Origin of the sequence: Yoonia sp. SDW83-1 (assembly GCF_046762885.1) — a bacterium.
Lineage (GTDB): Bacteria > Pseudomonadota > Alphaproteobacteria > Rhodobacterales > Rhodobacteraceae > Yoonia.
Genome location: NZ_JBKQXO010000016.1, coordinates 64,759 through 81,341 on the forward strand (window position 1 = coordinate 64,759; position 16,583 = coordinate 81,341).

The following is a 16,583-nucleotide window of genomic DNA, read 5'->3' on the forward strand; positions in this document are numbered from 1 at the left end:
CTCAAGATGGGGTGGGGTCGATGCCGGTGATTGTGATGAGTGACAATGTCGCATAGCTGACCAGAAGCGCCCAGCCGAACGAGGCCAGCGTGCCGATGATCACGTATTCGCTGGTGCGCTGGTCCTTTGAAACGGTGTCGAAGCGCAGGATGGATTTGGCCGCAATCAGGAACCCGATGCCTGCGGGTTGGCCTGCCAGTACCATCAGATAGATCAGCGCACGTTCCAGCAGCCCGATCGTCCGGCCCGCGGCGGGCAGGCCCACATGCTGAATTTCCTCAAAATCGGACATCAGCAGGCCAACGGCTGGCCCGCCTGCCTGCACGCAGAGGATCAGGCCCGCGCTGACAGCGAGCAGGTATTGCGCCCATGGCGTAGCCTCTGGCCAGAGCAGGGCCAGGTCAGGCCAGAACCACAGAACCCCGGCAATGGTGGCAAAATGGGCGAGTTGATCGGACGTATAAGCCCAGAGCCGTTCCGGGGCGAGATGGGTTTTGATCAGGTCGATGGCCAGATGGATGGCGGTGATCGTCAGCGCCGGGGCGATTTCGCCGCGCAGGGCGAGCAGCGTCAGCAGGAAAACCACACCGATATGGGCGGCCATCGCCTCTGGCTTTTTCTTGTTGGCGACGATCCAACGGTTCTGGAATGGGTAGTCGGCCAGCAGATGGGCCAGAACAAGGGCGAGGGCGGTGGTCAGCATGGGTTACCGTCTGTCTGCCGTTCAGCGATGGTGTTGACTGAGATTATTTCCATCATGGCGGGCCTTGAACCGGTAGCGAGAAATCGTGGTTGCGCATAGCGTAGAGCGCGGTGTCGAAATAGGGTAGCCCCGCCCCGGACAGCCGGCTTTGTATCGCCTGTCGGGTGACGCCGAGCTTTGCTGCGATATCTTCGTGCCGCGGCACGTCCCCTTCGAGATGCAGGGCGACTGCTTCGGCCTGCGTTGCGGTCCAGCCGGTGGCGATGCATTCTGCGAGGTCGATGATTGCGACCTGTGCGGCACCGATCCCCGTTCCGGAGAGGGTGATCATGCGATTGCGCCCCATATGCCCAAGGTGATCGCCGGAGATGAAAAAGGCTGGCCCTGTGGCATCTGCAAGGTCGTGAGAGCCAAGGCTTTCAATCGGGCCGACGCCGATAGATATGCGTGTGGCGATACCTGTCTGGCCCGCCCGCAGGCGCGCAATGAAATAAAGTGCCGCATCCAGCAACAGCCCGGGATTGGAGAGCACGACCTGCCAGCCGTCGCCACGGAAGCGCGTGAAACGCAGGTCCAGCCCCCAGACGGTGCCGAAGGTCGCCGCCGCATCGCTCAGCGCATTCAACGTCGCATCGACGGCAGCCGTGCTGGCCTGCCTTGATTTGATCAGGTCCCCGGTGAGAACGGCATGGAGGTGTAGGTTGTGCATAAGCAAGTGTTAAAGCTTGCTTTGGTTAAAAGCAATGATATTTATTTGCTTATGTCAAAGACGGTGTATTGTCTTGCTTTATTCAATAAAACCCGAGGCGGCTGTTTTGCCGCCTGGGGTGTGCAGGGTCACAGCCCCATGCAGTTTGCATAATATGTGGTGGTGGCTGGCCAGTCGGAAAAGACACCCACCACGCCGACATCCTGGGCAAGAATGTGCAGCACCTCGAAATAATCGCCATCATTATCAATGGCTTCGGTCACGGTCTGGTAGTACCAGCCGCCACCGCCCGCCAGAGGGCCAGACCGTTCAAGCGTCCAGGTGATGATATTGAGATTGGCCGCTTTCGCGGCAACGGCCAGAGCAGATGGCACCATTTCGCCATTTTCCAGCGTGATCAGCATCCAAAGCGGCGGGGCGACATAGTTGATGCCCATCGCCTTGAGCTCCTCCATCGTGTTGGGCCATGTGGCGGGGTCTTGCGGTGAATAGCCGTCGATATCGTATTCATCCATCAGATAGACCGCCTGCGCGCCAAATTCCGGTTCGTTTTCAGTCCAGTACAGCACATCGTCGAGGTTGAAGGACTGCAACCAGACATCGGATGCTGGCACATCTGCGGCCTTGTATTCATCCACCAGTTTCTGGGCATAATCCGCCAGACTGAACCCGTTATGGGGCATCTCGACCGACGGGGCTTTGAGTTCCGGTGTGAATTTCGCACCCAGATCGCGGAAGAGGGTGATCGACTCTGCGTGCGTCATCAGCGTGGTGTTGTCGACATAGAGGTCGGTGCGCCAGTTGGCGGTGCCGCCGAGATATTCCTCGGGCGTCGTCGCGCCGGTGTCGGCGGCATCCATTTTGGGTTCAAGTGTCATGAATTCCGCCAGGGTGAGATCGCTTGTGCGGCATTCCGCGCTGGCGGGTGTGTTGCCTGAGGCGGGCGAAAACGGTGTTGTGCATTTGTCTGCCAGATTACTGACGACAATGTTGGTCGTCGTGTGCAGGTCGTTCTGGGCGTGTCGGCAGACCAGTTCATGATCCGCAGTAAAGGTCACGTCGCATTCAAGGATACCGGCGCCCATCTGGGCCGCCGCCACATTGGATTCGACCGTGTGTTCGGGAAACATCAGCGGCGCGCCCCGGTGTCCGATGGAGAAATCGGACCGGGCCGGTGCTTGACCCAGACAGGACTGCAGTCTGTCTTTCAGGGGGCTGTCATCCATCTGGCCGATCAGGAAAGCGGGGCGTGGGCCATAGGTCAGGTGCCCATCAGCAAAGGCCGGGCTGGCTGCAAGGATAGTTGCGAGGGTCAGGGAAAGCCGTGTCATGGGTGCTCTATCATATGATTATGAGGCGGAGATGCGCGGTGTTTGTAACGACAGGCTAACAGATTAATGACGAAGACACGACATGGCGCAGAAAGTGGTCAGCGTCCAACAGGCCGCGCCGGATTGCCGACGACGGTGCTGCCAGCCGCCACGTCGCGAGTCACGACCGCCCCAGCGCCGATTACGGCATCATCGCCGACGGTAACGCCGGGTAACAAGAGCGCGCCGCCCCCGATCCAGACATTGGACCCGATACTGATGGGCCGCCCCATTTCCAGCCCTTGGACGCGGACCGCCGGGTCGCGCGGGTGGTCGGCTGTCAGGATCTGCGTGCCCGGTCCGATCTGGGTGTCGGCACCGATGCGGATCGGACAAACATCCAGCAGCACGCAGCCGTAGTTGAGGAAAACGTCCTTGGCGAGGTGGATGTTGCTCCCGTAATCCACATAGAAGGGCGGTCTGATTACCGCGCCGCCATTACTGCCCAGAAGATCGGCGAGGATGCGATGCCGTTCTTCATCCTGACCATAAACGGTTGCGTTGTAGTCCCGCATCAGCCGCTGCGCCCGCTTGCGGTCGGCCACCAGTTCGGGATCGCCCGCGTCGTAAAGATCACCAGCGATCATGCGTTGTTTTTGGGTGGTGGGCGCCACGGAGGGCTACATAAAGCCCAGTTCGAGCCGCGCTTCGTCCGACATCATGTCCATGCCCCATTGCGGTTCGAACGTCATTTCCACGTCGACCTGTTTAACACCGGGCAGGGGTTCGATGGCGTCAGCCACCCAGCCGGGCATTTCGCCTGCCACGGGGCAGCCGGGCGCGGTCAGTGTCATGATCACGTTCACGGCATTATCGTCTTTGATATCAATGGTGTAGATCAGGCCGAGATCGTAGATATTGACCGGAATTTCGGGATCATAGACGGATTGACAGGCCTTCACGACATCTTCGTAAAGCGGATGATCTGTGGTCGATGGCGCAATCATCGGCGCGCCTTCAAGCTGGGCATTCGTATTGGTCATGGCATCCGCTTTCCCTTATTCCTGAGCAAACATATAGGGTTTGGAATGAATGGCGTAAAGGGTTGTGGATGTCGCAGAAAATGGCGGTCGGCATCGCGTCGGATATGCGTCGGCAAAACGTCGGACCCCAACGCGGCGCGTATTAGGGTATTGTTAGGGGTTTGATGGCAGCGTGCCAGTGGCCCAGACGCAGCCGGGTGGAGGTGGAATTGGGGTCACGTCTTTCCACGCTGTCGGAACCAGCCCCGTCCAATGGTACACAATTTCACTTGCCGGGTCCGGGTTCAGATCAAGCCATCCGCGCCAGCGGCCGTAAAAGGCAACGTCGTCCAGTTTTTCATCTGCCCATTGGCACGGCGGGGACGTCAGTTTCATGGCGTCCAACAAGCCTTCTTGCCCGACAACGCTGGCATCCAAAAAGGCGTTTCGCCAATCAAGTTGGGACACAACCGTGTCTTGCGTCAAATCAACATCCCTGACAGCGCCCCCGTTGTTGATCGTGCCATTGAAGGAATGGAAATGCTGCAGGATGTCTGTTTGCGGCCACCCAATGCCGAATTCTGAACGCAAGATATCAAAAGGTTTAATGGAAACGCCTTGAATGAATGAGTAACTTAAATTCGCGCCTGACATGGTTGACCCGTCCAGTTTTGTGTTTTCGAATTGGGCGCGATCAAGATTTGCATCCGTCAGCTTGGCACCACTGAGATTGGCGTCTTGAAGCAATGCGGTCACCAGCTGCGCGCCAGCCATGTTCGCCGCGTAAAGGTCTGCATGTTGCAGATTGGCCCCGTCCAAATTGGCCAATTGCAGACCCGTCAGAGCGAGGTTGGCCCCTTCCAACCCCGCTTTGCTGAGATTTGCGCCCAGCAATTTGGCCAAGCCAAGTTCTGTATCTTGCATTGCGGCGTCGCGAAAATCTGTTGCTTGCAGTTCAGCGCCGGTGAAGTCTGCCCTCTGAAGGTTTGCGCCCCTCAGGTTTGCCATTTGCGCGGTCGCAGCCTTTAGCGAAGCGCCTTGCAGGGATGCCCCCTGCAGCGAGGCCATCTGTAGCTTTGCTTGTTCAATGTTCGCCTCCTGCAATTTGGCTTCGCCGAGGCCGGCCCATTGTAACGCTGCTTCTTCCAGGTCGGTGCCTTGCATTTCAGCCTCTTCCAGTTCGGCCCATTGCAGGTTGGCGCCGCTGAGGTCGGCCCCCCGCAGGTCTGCTTCGCTGAGGTCGGCGCCTTGCAGCCGTGCCCCTGCAAGATCGATGTCGGCTAGAAAGGTTTCGCGCAGGTTTGCGCCGCGGAAATCGGGCTTTTTGCGTCCGGGAAGATGCCAGTCCGGGCGTTGCAGCAACGCCATTGCTGAATCCTGCCTATCCCAGAATTCATCGCTGAGCCGGTCCAGATCGTCGCCGGTCAGATCGCAGTTGCTGATCGCCTCGCGGGCGCACCATTGCCGTTCGTAATCAGTGCGCACCAGATCGTAGGGCAGCCAGTTGGCGGGGCGTTCGACGATGTTTTCCCCTTCGAGGTTGATTTCCGCGAGCGTCCAGAACCGTTCCCACAGATCGGTGTCCCTGTCGGCGAATTCAGGGACCGCGATTTGTTGCTGTTCCATCCGTCCGGTTTCTTCGTTCCAGACACTCAGCCATTCGGTTTCTGCGGTCCAGGGTGCTGGTTCGACCGTCCGGAAATAGCTGGGTGCTGCCAGACAGGCCACGGTCACCACGGCCATTGCGGTGGCCAGCAATGGCTGCCCCGGTGCCCGGTTGCTGACCATTCGGTGCCACAGGGCCACAAGGCTTGTCATCGCCGTCAGGATCATCCCCGACAGGGCAAGCGCCGCAAGCCCGGTCATCATGCCGTCGCGTGCGACGGCCGACAGCCACCATGACATGGCCCCGACAAGCAGCCCTAACCCCCATGTCAGGGCAAAGTTCAGGATCGCTGTCACCCCTTCGAGCGGGCGGGCGTCTATGCAGCCGTCCTGCCGTATCCGGTTGCGCAGCCAGAGTGCGGCATCGGTGATCAACCAAGGTGGAATGGCCCGGCCCAAGGGCATACCGTCCACTTTTGCCGGTGCGTCCCCCAGCGCGTCCCAAAGCCTGATCAGGTAGAGGTGGAAGTAGATGAAATTGGCCGCCACCAGTAAGGGCGCAGTCAGAAAGAAGAACCGGGTTGGGACCGACACCCCGATCAGCGGCAGGTTTGTCTGCCGCCCGTAGCCGTAGAAATCGATATGCTGGAAACCCAGCAGGGTGATGCCCACGAAAAGCAGCACACCCAGCAGTGAAAACCACGTGGTTCTGGTGTTTCTGGTCAGTTCGCCGATCCGTTTGACGGCATCATCAGCGCTGACCTGTGTGTCGGCTGGCGATGGGCTGTTCATGCTGGTGAGGCTGACCTGCCGGCATGGTTTTGGCAAGCGTTGTGTCCTGCCGCCGTGGGGTTTCAACGGACGGGCGCGGTTGATTTGCCTCAACCGGTCCGGTTGCGGTTCGGGTAAGATGCATGGCGAAAACATGAGGGGAGATGCATGTCATGATGCCTGTTCGTTCAACCGACACCGCGCCCGCTGTGCCGTTCGAGGCGCTGTTGCCGTTCCTGCTGATCGCCTTTGGTTTGGCATGGGGCGCTGTTGGTCTTCTTTTGGTTTACACAGACGCCATGGTGCGGATCTTTGGCGAGGTGAGCGCGGCACATCCGCTGTTTATTCTGGCGGTTTATGCCCCAGCGATTGCGGCCATGCTGCTGGTTGTGATCCGTGGCGGGTTGGCAGGGCTGGGCCGGTTCCTGTCTCGTCTGTTCCTGTGGCGGTGTTCGGTGTGGTGGTATGCGTTTTTGCTGCTGGCCATTCCGCTGCTATTTGCCGCCGGGGCTGCGGTGAAAGGTGCGACCTGGGAGTTTCCATTTGATGGTGTGGCCCCGTTTCTGGTGGCGATGGGCTTCATGCTGATCCTTGGTCCGATGGAGGAGATCGGCTGGCGCGGTCTGGCCTTACCTTTGTTGCAGCGCCGGATGGCTCCGATCTGGGCCGGGGTGCTGTTGGGCATTGTCTGGGGTGTGTGGCATCTGCCTGCCTTCCTCTTATCGGGCACGCCGCAAAGCGCCTGGAGCTTTACCCCGTTCATTATCGGGGCCGTGTCGCTAAGCCTCATCATCACGCCGATGTTCAACGCCGCGCGGGGCAGTATCCTGTTGCCACTGCTGTTTCATTTCCAGCTGAATAATCCGCTGTGGCCGGATGCGCAGCCTTATGACACGTGGTTCTTTGCGTTGGCTGCGGTTGTGGTGGTCTGGCTGAACCGTGCGACGATGTTTACGCGCGGGCAAGGGGTGACGGTGGTGATCCCTTTGCCTTTGCCCGCGAAGGAATGAATGGCTGTCCGTTACGATGGCCGTCGTGCCGTCAGCCTATTTTGGACGTTCAAAGGCGTAGAGCAAGAGTGCTTCAACGCGCAAAATCAATTGGTGGCGTTCGCAGGTCATGCGGCTTTCTTCAAAACCAAGGTTGCCCAATCGTCCATTGAACTGTGCCTTTCTGCAAAGGGCATCCTTGTAGGCCTCCCACGCGCTTTGACTGTCACGCACCAAGTCCAGATATTTCAAATTGCCATCCAGAAAAGCCGCTTCGTAATCGGTTTCCGGATCAAGCTTGCGATCGTCCAGTAGTTTCGCAATGTCGCGCTGATCCGCGTAGATCTGGTCCATCGTTGCATACCATGCATCGTTTTCTGCGGCGTTGCATCCCGATGCGCGACCGGCCGTTTCGCGAGTGCAGATCTGGTAGATGAGACCTGCGCAGGAGTCGGTCGGATTTGTCCCAAGCGCGATGTTGCTGTCGATACACTCGGACAATAGCGCCACCTTGGTCTGATCGGGGAGCTGGAAAGCAGCGTCAGGAGAAATCAGGATGCCGCTGCCCGTTTCGGTCAAAACCGTCTGTCCTGCGCAATCGCTGTTCCAGCGGACCTTTCGTTCCGCGGTTGTCAGATCAACCATGTTTTCGGCCACATTGATCCAGATATAGAGCGATTTTATCCCTTCGCTGAGATCAAGAAGTTGTTCGTCAGTCATCTGATTGCGTGGTTCGGGGACTGCCAACGCCTCGAGCGGTGTAATTTTGTCTGCCTGGCCGAGCATGCGGCCCAGAATGGCGCATGTGTGCCGCAGCCCGATAACATCGATTGAATGATTGCCGGGGTCAGGCATGTTCAGGCGGCTGCCTTCCTGTTGCAGGACAGCCGTGCGCGCCTTCACGTCGCTGATGACCTCGTCCCATGGTTTTGCGTAGGCGCTGGTGCACAAGAGTAAGAGTGCGAAAACTACAAATGTCTTTTGCATGGAAAAACTTTCCTGGTGAGATGTCTAAGTTGGTAATGGCGTGCCGTGGCGTATGCAATGATACGGTTCACCTCTTGGCAATCCGTGTCTAATCGACGAAGAGAACCGCATGGAGAACCGATTTTCTTTCAAACTCAAAGCCACTGATGGCAAGGCCCGCACCGGGGTGATTTCGACGCCGCGTGGCGATATTCGCACGCCTGCCTTCATGCCTGTGGGGACTGCTGCCACGGTCAAGGCGATGCTGCCGGAGAGTGTGGCGGCGACGGGTGCCGATATTCTGCTGGGCAATACCTATCATCTGATGCTGCGCCCCACGGCGGAGCGGATTGACCGGTTGGGCGGCCTGCACAGGTTCATGAACTGGGACAAACCGATTCTGACCGATAGTGGCGGGTTTCAGGTGATGAGCCTGTCCGATCTGCGCAAGCTGACCGAGGAAGGGGTGACCTTCAAATCCCATATCGACGGGTCGCGCCACCATCTGACGCCGGAACGGTCGATGGAGATCCAGCGTTTGCTGGGGGCTGATATTGTGATGTGTTTTGATGAATGTCCGGCGCTGCCTGCCGATCGCAAGCGCATCGCCGAAAGCATGGAGTTGTCGATGCGCTGGGCGCAGCGGTCGCGGGATGCGTTTGGTGATCGCCCCGGCCATGCCTTGTTCGGAATTCAGCAGGGGGGCCTTGAGGAGGATCTGCGCGCGCAATCCGCCGAGGCGCTGCGGGCGATTGAGTTTGACGGCTATGCGATTGGTGGTCTGGCCGTGGGTGAAGGGCAGGAGGCGATGTTTGGCTGTCTGGATTTTGCGCCTGATCAGTTGCCCGTGGACAAGCCCCGTTACCTGATGGGGGTGGGCAAGCCTGACGATATCGTGGGGGCGGTCAAGCGCGGCATTGATATGATGGATTGCGTGCTGCCCTCACGCTCTGGCCGGACGGGGCAGGTGTTTACCCGGCGCGGTGTGGTCAATATCAAGAATGCGCGCCATGCCGATGACCCCCGGCCACTGGATGAGGCTTGCACATGTCCGGCCTGTGCCAGCTATTCCCGCGCCTATCTGCATCATGTGTTCCGCGCGCAGGAAATGATCTCGGGCATGTTGCTGACATGGCATAACCTGCATTATTTTCAGGAAATCATGCAGGGGATGCGGGAGGCCATTGGGGCGGGCCGGTTTGCGGAGTGGGAGGCGGATTTTCACGCCGCGCGTGCGCTGGGCGATATTGAACCGGTTTGACGGCCTGCGGCTTTGCGCATGATGGCCCCGGTGGTGGTGTAGTCGCGCTTGCCGGTTTCTTGCGTCACCAGATAATCGGCCTGATCCCCCAGAACGTCGCCGAACCAATGCCCCATCCATTGGCTGAAGGGCAGTTTGTCGGTGATCAATTCAAGCGTGACCTTGCGGGTGAAGTCCAGATCTTCGATGCTGATTGCGTAATTGCCAGCTGTTGCGTGTGCATTTTTGATCGAGGCGTTTTCATAACGATAGGCGAAATGAACAGGAGCGTTGCTTTGCCTGATCTGCATGGTCTGGTGCAGTTGGCATTTCGGCAGGTCATAGACAGCGTGTAGCTTTGTCGGATCGTCGGGATCGGCGGTGATGTCGACCAAGGCCACATTCCAATGTTGGTCGGTATGTTCGGGGATTGGGACCAGTTCCGACCATAGCTGCGTGATCGGTTTTCTGGAGCGATAGCTGACGCGCGCCTTGTAGCGGAGTTTTGGCAGGATGCGGTCATGCACGCGAAAATACATTGCGGCAAGGAATATGACCCATGTAAGCAGCCATCTGGATTGAGCCAAAAGCGAATTATGGTCAATGAGGTCGACGATCCAAGCGATCAGCAAGGCAAGGCCGATGCCGAAAGTGGCCCCTTCTATAATGCCGCGCCAACGCGGGGCAAAGACGATCAGCAGCGCGGGAAAAAACAGGATCGCTGCGTTCATCACGCTGATCATCAACGCATAGAACAGATACATCCACAAAAGCATTACGGGTTCGGACAGAAAGTAGGAGAATGATACGAACTGCATTGACAGATAGGCCGAGTAGATCACCATGCCCGTCATTGGCAGGCAGGTGAGCAGGGCGATCAGGATGAACCGCCGCCTTTGGCGATAGATCAGTTCGGACATGCCCTGCGCATACCTCTGGATTGTGCAAGAATTTGGGCGTGGTCAGGATTTCCTGACCTAACGTTTTGCAGCCGCCTGACGCATGGTCAATGCATTATCACTCACGTGTAACGGTGTGTTGAGTAGCTGTTATTTTCAACGATATGGGGCGGTTGGTGCTATGCTGGCCGCCTCAATTCTTTGGGTTTTCGTCAAATCCCTGCGATAAACCGTCCCGATTTCAGCCAAACGTTCACCTTTTGATGTTTGTTTACTTGCGGAGCAGACGAAGGGCAGGCACTCTGCGCAAAACGCCACGCGCATGTCTGGTTGAAACGTATTTCAATCAACCCCACATGTTGATGCCAAGAGGAGATGCCCCATGTTGCCGCCAAGCGGGACCGGTGCGTCTTGCCAAAAAAGGAAAAGAGCATGCAAGAACCGTTGAGTTCATCATATCCCGTCCTACCGTTGCGCGATATCGTGGTGTTTCCACATATGATCGTGCCGCTGTTTGTGGGCCGGGAAAAGTCTGTCCGCGCGCTTGAAGAGGTGATGCAGGACGACAAGCAGATCCTGCTGTCGAGCCAGGTTGACCCCGGTCAGGACGATCCTGATCAGGAAGGTATCTATAAGGCTGGTGTGCTGGCCAATGTGCTGCAACTGCTGAAACTGCCCGATGGCACCGTCAAGGTGCTGGTCGAGGGTCGCAGCCGTGTGCGCATCACCAAGTTCATCGAGAATGACCAGTTCTTTGAAGCCTCCGCCGAATATCTGACCGAAATCCCCGGCGAGGGTACCGAGGTTGAGGCGCTGGTGCGGAACGTATCAGCCGAGTTTGAGCGTTACGCCAAGATCAAGAAAAACATCCCCGAAGAGGCGATGGCCGCCGTGGGTGAGGCGACCGAGCCTGCGAAACTGGCCGACCTTGTGGCCGGGCATCTGGGCATTGAGGTAGACCAGAAGCAGGGCCTGCTTGAAACCCTGTCTGTGTCCGAGCGTTTGGAAAAAGTGTTTGGCTTGATGCAGGGCGAAATGTCTGTGCTGCAGGTCGAGAAGAAGATCAAGACCCGTGTGAAAACACAGATGGAGCGGACCCAGCGCGAATATTATCTGAATGAGCAGATGAAGGCCATTCAGAAGGAATTGGGTGATGGTGAGGAAGGCCAGAACGAGGTCGCCGAACTGGAAGCCAAGATTGCTGAGACCAAGCTGTCCAAGGAAGCCCACGAAAAGGTCGATGCGGAGTTGAAGAAGCTCAAGAACATGTCGCCCATGTCCGCCGAGGCAACGGTTGTGCGCAACTATCTGGATTGGGTTCTGGGGGTTCCGTGGGGCGTGAAATCGCGCACCAAAAAGAACCTCGCCAATGCGCAGGAGGTATTGGACAACGACCATTACGGGCTTGAAAAGGTCAAGGAACGGATCGTCGAATATCTGGCCGTGCAGCAGCGTTCGCGCAAACTGAAAGGCCCGATCATGTGCCTTGTCGGCCCTCCGGGGGTTGGTAAGACATCGTTGGGCAAATCTGTTGCCAAGGCGACGGGGCGCGAGTTCATCCGCATTTCCCTTGGTGGTGTGCGTGATGAAAGCGAGATCCGCGGTCACCGTCGGACCTATATCGGGTCGATGCCCGGCAAGATCATTCAGGCGCTGAAAAAGGCAAAGACGACGAACCCCCTGATCCTTCTCGATGAGATCGACAAGATGGGTCAGGATTTCCGGGGCGACCCGGCGTCGGCGATGCTCGAAGTGCTGGATCCGGAACAGAATTCGACATTCGTCGATCACTATCTGGAGGTCGAATATGACCTGTCGAACGTGATGTTCCTGACCACGGCGAACAGCTACAACATGCCGGGGCCTTTGCTGGACCGGATGGAGATCATTTCGCTGTCGGGTTACACCGAGGATGAAAAGGTCGAGATTGCTAAGCAGCACCTACTGCCCAAGGTCATGAAAAACCACGGGCTTCGCGACAAGGAGTTCAGCGTTGCCGATGATGCGCTGACCGCGATTGTGCAGGTCTATACCCGCGAGGCTGGCGTCCGGAACATGGAGCGCGAGCTGGCCAAGGTGGCCCGCAAGGCGGTGACCAAACTTGTGAAGAAAGAGGCGGAACGCATTGAAGTGAATGCGGAAAACCTGTCTGACTTCCTTGGCGTGGAAAAGCATCGCTTTGGTCTGGCCGAGGAAGAGGATCAGGTTGGTGTTGTCACCGGTCTGGCCTGGACATCGGTCGGTGGTGAGTTGCTCAACATTGAGGCGCTGCGTCTGCCGGGCAAAGGCCGGATGAAGACCACGGGTAAGCTGGGCGATGTGATGAAGGAGTCGATTGATGCGGCGTCTTCTTACGTCCGTTCGATTGCACCGGAGATCGGGGTGAAGCCGCCGAAATTCGACACGCTGGATATTCACGTCCACGTGCCGGATGGGGCGACACCGAAGGATGGGCCGTCGGCTGGTCTGGCGATGGTCACATCCATTGTGTCGGTGCTGACGCAGATCCCGGTCCGCAAGGATATCGCCATGACGGGCGAAGTGTCGTTGCGCGGGAATGCGATGCCGATTGGTGGTTTGAAGGAGAAACTGCTGGCCGCATTGCGGGGTGGAATCACGACCGTGCTGATCCCGCAGGACAACGCCAAGGACCTGCCGGAAATTCCGGATAACGTGAAAGAGGGGCTGACGATCATCCCTGTCAAGCACGTGTCAGAGGTGCTGGAACATGCGCTGGTCCGCAAACCAGAGTCGATTGAATGGGACGAGGCCGCAGAAGAAGCGGCGGCGGCTGCCCTGAAATCCGGTTCGGAAGGTGAGGCGGCGCGGGCGCATTAAGCCCCCGAATATAATCGCAAGAAGGCGCGTCCGATCCGGGCGCGCCTTTTTGATTCTGATGCTGCCGGATCGCATTTAGCTGTGGGAACACTGCTGCCGACCCGCTAGGCTGCAACAAAGCGAGGATTTGTGATGGCATTGAAAAGCAAAGCAAAGGGTGGTGCCACGGCACCCGCCGCCACCGAGAAACCGGCAGCGGACCAGTTGAAAAAGCCGGAGTTTCTGGAGCGCGTCATTGCCCGGACCGATGTGAAGAAGCGCGATGCCAAACCGGCCATCGAAACAGCACTTGCGGTGCTGGGTGAAGCGCTCGCCGCAGGAGAGGATGTAAACCTGCCGCCCCTGGGCAAGCTGCGGGTGGTGCGCAGCAAGGATCTGGACGGTGGGGCGCAGGTCATGACGCTCAAGCTGCGGACCCAGAAAGATGCCACACGTGCCGCGCAATCTGGGCTTGCAGCAACGGACGATGGCGACTAAATCATCCCTCAACGGGTGATTAGCTCAGTGGTAGAGCGCTTCGTTCACATCGAAGATGTCAGGAGTTCAAATCTCTTATCACCCACCACTATTTCCCGGCGCGCCCATTGTGGCGCGCTTTTCCTTGGCGGGGGTCCCCGATGTCACATCCAGAGCTTTACGTGCTGCGCCACGGCGAGACCGAGTGGAATGCCGAGAACCGGATGCAGGGCGAGTTGAATTCGCCATTGACCCCCAAAGGTGAGATGGACGCCGCCCGGCAGGGTGAAATCCTGCAATGGCGCGATCTGACAGGGTTCGTGTTTCTGACCAGTCCGCAGGGCCGTGCCGTGCAGACGGCCGGTATTGCGCTGGCCCGTGTGGCGCGCCATGTCCGCACTGATGACCGGTTGCGCGAGATTGGCGTTGGTGACTGGTCCGGCTTGTTGCGTGACAGTTTGCCGACGCCTGAGGCCCTGGACCCGTTTTTGGCGCAATACGATATCGCCCCCAATGGCGAGGGGTTTGCCCGGCTTGAGGCCCGCTGCCGCGCGTTTCTGGCCGATCTGGACGAGCCTGCCGTGCTGGTCACCCATGGGATCACGAGCCGCATGATCCGGTCGCTGGTGACCCGCGATCCTGCCTTGAGCGTGTCCACGCTGGGTGGCGGTCAGGGCTGCGTTTACCATTTGAAAGATGGTGTTCAGACCTTGTTGGAATGACACTTGCACTGCCTGCGCGGCTGGTCTAAACGACGCGGGATCGGGTGATTAGCTCAGTTGGTAGAGCGCTTCCTTTACACGGAAGATGTCGGGAGTTCGAGCCTCTCATCACCCACCACTCCTCTCTCTTTTCATGCAGATGTGATGTGCGCGGCTTTGGCTTTCATTGCTGTGCTGCTGCCTTATCTTTTCGATAACCCTGAAAGGAGAGTCCTGATGAGTTGGAATCCAGCCCTCGACCCGCATTGCCCGACCGAAGATGCCGTGGATGCCATTGAGACCGTAATCGTTCCCCGCGCCCGTGATCTGGGCGGGTTCGAGGTGCGCCGTGCCTTGCCGGCCCCGCGTCGCCAGATGGTCGGCCCGTTCATCTTCTTTGACCAGATGGGACCGGCGGAGTTTGTGACCGGGCAGGGGATTGATGTGCGCCCGCATCCGCATATTGGGCTGGCGACGGTGACCTATCTGCATCGCGGTGCGATCCATCACCGCGATAGCCTTGGCACCGATCAGTGGATCGAGCCGGGGGCGATGAATCTGATGATTGCCGGTCACGGGATCACCCATTCCGAACGTATGGATGGTGAGGCGCGCCAAAAACCACAAAGCCTGTTCGGCATCCAGACATGGATTGCCCTGCCCAAAGGGGCCGAGGATCGCGAGGCCGCGTTTATCCATGCGCCCAAGGCCGATCTGCCGTTGATGGATGGTGAAGGCAAGCAGGTGCGCCTGATCATTGGCGATGCCTATGGCAGTCGCGCGCCGGTCGAGACACCGTCGGAGATGTTTTATCTTGATGCGATCCTGGAGCCTGGGGCGGCCCTGCCCATGCCCGACAATCACGAGGATCGCGGCGCTTACGTGTTGGAAGGCAGCGTGACGATCGCGGGCGAGGATTACGACGCAGGCCGGATGATGGTATTTCGCCCCGGCGACCGCGTCAGCATGAAGGCCGGACCGCAAGGGGCGCGTGTCATGCTGCTGGGCGGGGCGACGCTGGAAGGTGAGCGGTATATCTGGTGGAACTTCGTCGCTTCAAGCAAGGAGCGGATCGAGGAAGCCAAGGAGGCCTGGCGCGCGGGCGACTGGCAGAATGGCCGGTTCCAGTTGCCGCCCAATGATGATGCCGAATTTATTCCGTTGCCCGACAGGTAGTTACCAGTCGCCATGCAGGTTGATCCAGCGTTGTACATCATCCATCCGCGCTTTGGCGATGGGTACAATCGTGTCGTCGTCCAATTGTAGGACGGGCTTGCCGTTTTGGTGGCCCAGCTTGGGTTTGGCTGCTGTTGACACCCACCATGACCGGTGCGGCTGCAGGCCCTGTTCGGGCGTTGTTTGCGCCACCGCATCCCTGAGCCGCGCCCGGACCAGCACCGTACCTGTCGGTCCGGCGATGTTGATATAATGCTCTTGCGCGGCCATGTGCCTGATCCGTTGGACCGGAAACTGCTGGTCACCGATCCGGATCACATCGGGGCCGTGGCGCGGCTTGTTTTCATCCGCAAATATGCCCGGCATGGCAAAGCGAATGAACAATGTCTCGAGCATCATGCCCGCGATCAGAAGGTTAAAAAACAAGGGCGCCGCGTTATCGGGCGGTGGATCACCGGTGATGAAAGAAATGGCGGCCCTTGCACAGATGAAGACCAGCAGCAGGCCGATCGTCGATGTGACCGGCGTGTAGATCGGGTAGGGGCCGAAATGGTGCTGTGTGAACGAAAACAGCGCGATCATCGCAAAAATCGTGCTGACATAAAGCGCGACAGATCCGATCCAGATCAGCAGGGCGAGTATCGGCCCCAGATTGACGCGCACATTATTGGGATCGGCCGCAAACAGCAGCACACATCCCAGCGCCAGAAAAACAAGGCCCCTTGGATCGGTGATCATTTTCACGAAGCGTGAAAGACTGAGGGTGAATTTGCCGAAAAACACGTCATATATGGTCACTTCATGACAAAAGGCTTCGGCAATCGCGTGGGGTCGTGTCAAAGATGGGCCTGCATTATTTATTGGTTTCTGTCTGCGTTCCGCGTGGTGATAATCAATAGGTAACAAAAAGACTGTAATGGTCTGCGGCAGGGGCAGTTTGATCGGGTAACGTGGTTAATTTGTGCGCCCTTGCCGCATTTTTTGCGACATAATGGTGTTGAATTGTGGCAATGCTGCAGGTTGCCCTAACGTCAGCTTTTTGCTGTTTTGAGCGCTTGACCTGATCCGGTCCGCCACCTAGAAGCAGGGTATTCCGGCCCTGTGGCCGGGCGAACAGATGCGCGGTTGTAGCTCAGTTGGTTAGAGTACCGGCCTGTCACGCCGGGGGTCGCGGGTTCGAGCCCCGTCAACCGCGCCA

Annotated in this window: 15 protein-coding genes and 3 tRNA genes; 9 read left to right on the forward strand and 9 right to left on the reverse strand. The window is 58.3% G+C overall.

Annotated features, from left to right (window positions below; genetic code table 11):
- Position 1: 1 nt before the first annotated feature.
- From ACFWW4_RS18455 to ACFWW4_RS18480, 6 genes are all read right to left on the reverse strand, one after another.
- Positions 2-703: a DUF3307 domain-containing protein gene (locus tag ACFWW4_RS18455; protein WP_411892203.1), complete on the reverse strand. Its 702-nt coding sequence runs from the start codon at positions 701-703 to the stop codon at positions 2-4.
- A gap of 52 nt (positions 704-755) precedes the next feature.
- On the reverse strand, positions 756-1,412 hold the full coding sequence (locus tag ACFWW4_RS18460) for a hypothetical protein (RefSeq protein ID WP_411892204.1): 657 nt from the start codon (positions 1,410-1,412) through the stop codon (positions 756-758).
- Between the two features lie 128 nt (positions 1,413-1,540).
- Entirely contained in the window at positions 1,541-2,743 is a 1,203-nt protein-coding gene (locus tag ACFWW4_RS18465) for a glycerophosphodiester phosphodiesterase family protein (protein WP_411892205.1), read from the reverse strand.
- A 98-nt stretch (positions 2,744-2,841) separates the two neighbouring features.
- Positions 2,842-3,369, reverse strand: coding sequence for a sugar O-acetyltransferase (locus tag ACFWW4_RS18470; RefSeq protein WP_411892206.1), 528 nt, complete (start codon positions 3,367-3,369; stop codon positions 2,842-2,844).
- Positions 3,370-3,402: 33 nt separating this feature from the next.
- Positions 3,403-3,765, reverse strand: coding sequence for an SUF system Fe-S cluster assembly protein (locus ACFWW4_RS18475; protein ID WP_393926131.1), 363 nt, complete (start codon positions 3,763-3,765; stop codon positions 3,403-3,405).
- Between the two features lie 153 nt (positions 3,766-3,918).
- A complete protein-coding gene (locus ACFWW4_RS18480; RefSeq protein WP_411892207.1) occupies positions 3,919-6,177 on the reverse strand; it encodes a pentapeptide repeat-containing protein in 2,259 nt (752 codons plus the stop codon).
- Positions 6,178-6,293: 116 nt separating this feature from the next.
- Here ACFWW4_RS18480 and ACFWW4_RS18485 point away from each other — a divergent pair, with 116 nt between their 5' ends.
- The gene (locus tag ACFWW4_RS18485; RefSeq protein WP_411892208.1) at positions 6,294-7,130 is read left to right on the forward strand and encodes a CPBP family intramembrane glutamic endopeptidase; all 837 of its coding nucleotides are present in this window, start codon (positions 6,294-6,296) and stop codon (positions 7,128-7,130) included.
- 36 nt (positions 7,131-7,166) lie between these two features.
- On the opposite strand, the gene ACFWW4_RS18490 is transcribed toward ACFWW4_RS18485, so the two are convergent.
- Positions 7,167-8,096, reverse strand: coding sequence for a hypothetical protein (locus ACFWW4_RS18490; protein ID WP_411892209.1), 930 nt, complete (start codon positions 8,094-8,096; stop codon positions 7,167-7,169).
- Positions 8,097-8,205: 109 nt separating this feature from the next.
- On the opposite strand from ACFWW4_RS18490, the gene tgt reads away from it, so the two are divergent.
- Positions 8,206-9,336, forward strand: coding sequence for a tRNA guanosine(34) transglycosylase Tgt (tgt, locus tag ACFWW4_RS18495; RefSeq protein WP_411892210.1), 1,131 nt, complete (start codon positions 8,206-8,208; stop codon positions 9,334-9,336).
- On the opposite strand, the gene ACFWW4_RS18500 is transcribed toward tgt, so the two are convergent.
- Complete coding sequence (locus ACFWW4_RS18500) at positions 9,297-10,235, reverse strand: hypothetical protein (protein ID WP_411892211.1); 939 nt, start codon at positions 10,233-10,235, stop codon at positions 9,297-9,299. The two genes, tgt and ACFWW4_RS18500, sit on opposite strands and share 40 nt — an antisense overlap.
- A 411-nt stretch (positions 10,236-10,646) precedes the next feature.
- On the opposite strand from ACFWW4_RS18500, the gene lon reads away from it, so the two are divergent.
- From lon to ACFWW4_RS18530, 6 genes are all read left to right on the forward strand, one after another.
- On the forward strand, positions 10,647-13,052 hold the full coding sequence (lon, locus tag ACFWW4_RS18505) for an endopeptidase La (RefSeq protein WP_411892212.1): 2,406 nt from the start codon (positions 10,647-10,649) through the stop codon (positions 13,050-13,052).
- A 132-nt stretch (positions 13,053-13,184) separates the two neighbouring features.
- On the forward strand, positions 13,185-13,529 hold the full coding sequence (locus tag ACFWW4_RS18510; protein ID WP_411892213.1) for an HU family DNA-binding protein: 345 nt from the start codon (positions 13,185-13,187) through the stop codon (positions 13,527-13,529).
- A gap of 13 nt (positions 13,530-13,542) precedes the next feature.
- Positions 13,543-13,617 (forward strand) — tRNA-Val (locus ACFWW4_RS18515).
- Positions 13,618-13,669: 52 nt separating this feature from the next.
- Positions 13,670-14,230 (forward strand): histidine phosphatase family protein, encoded by a 561-nt coding sequence (locus tag ACFWW4_RS18520; protein WP_411892214.1) that lies wholly within the window; start codon positions 13,670-13,672, stop codon positions 14,228-14,230.
- Between the two features lie 42 nt (positions 14,231-14,272).
- Positions 14,273-14,348 (forward strand) — tRNA-Val (locus tag ACFWW4_RS18525).
- A 98-nt stretch (positions 14,349-14,446) separates the two neighbouring features.
- Positions 14,447-15,385 carry a pirin family protein gene (locus ACFWW4_RS18530; protein WP_411892215.1) on the forward strand — a complete coding sequence of 313 codons (939 nt, stop codon included), beginning with the start codon at positions 14,447-14,449 and terminating at the stop codon, positions 15,383-15,385.
- On the opposite strand, the gene ACFWW4_RS18535 is transcribed toward ACFWW4_RS18530, so the two are convergent.
- A complete protein-coding gene (locus tag ACFWW4_RS18535) occupies positions 15,386-16,225 on the reverse strand; it encodes a LytTR family DNA-binding domain-containing protein (RefSeq protein ID WP_411892216.1) in 840 nt (279 codons plus the stop codon).
- Positions 16,226-16,506: 281 nt separating this feature from the next.
- Here ACFWW4_RS18535 and ACFWW4_RS18540 point away from each other — a divergent pair.
- Positions 16,507-16,583 (forward strand) — tRNA-Asp (locus ACFWW4_RS18540).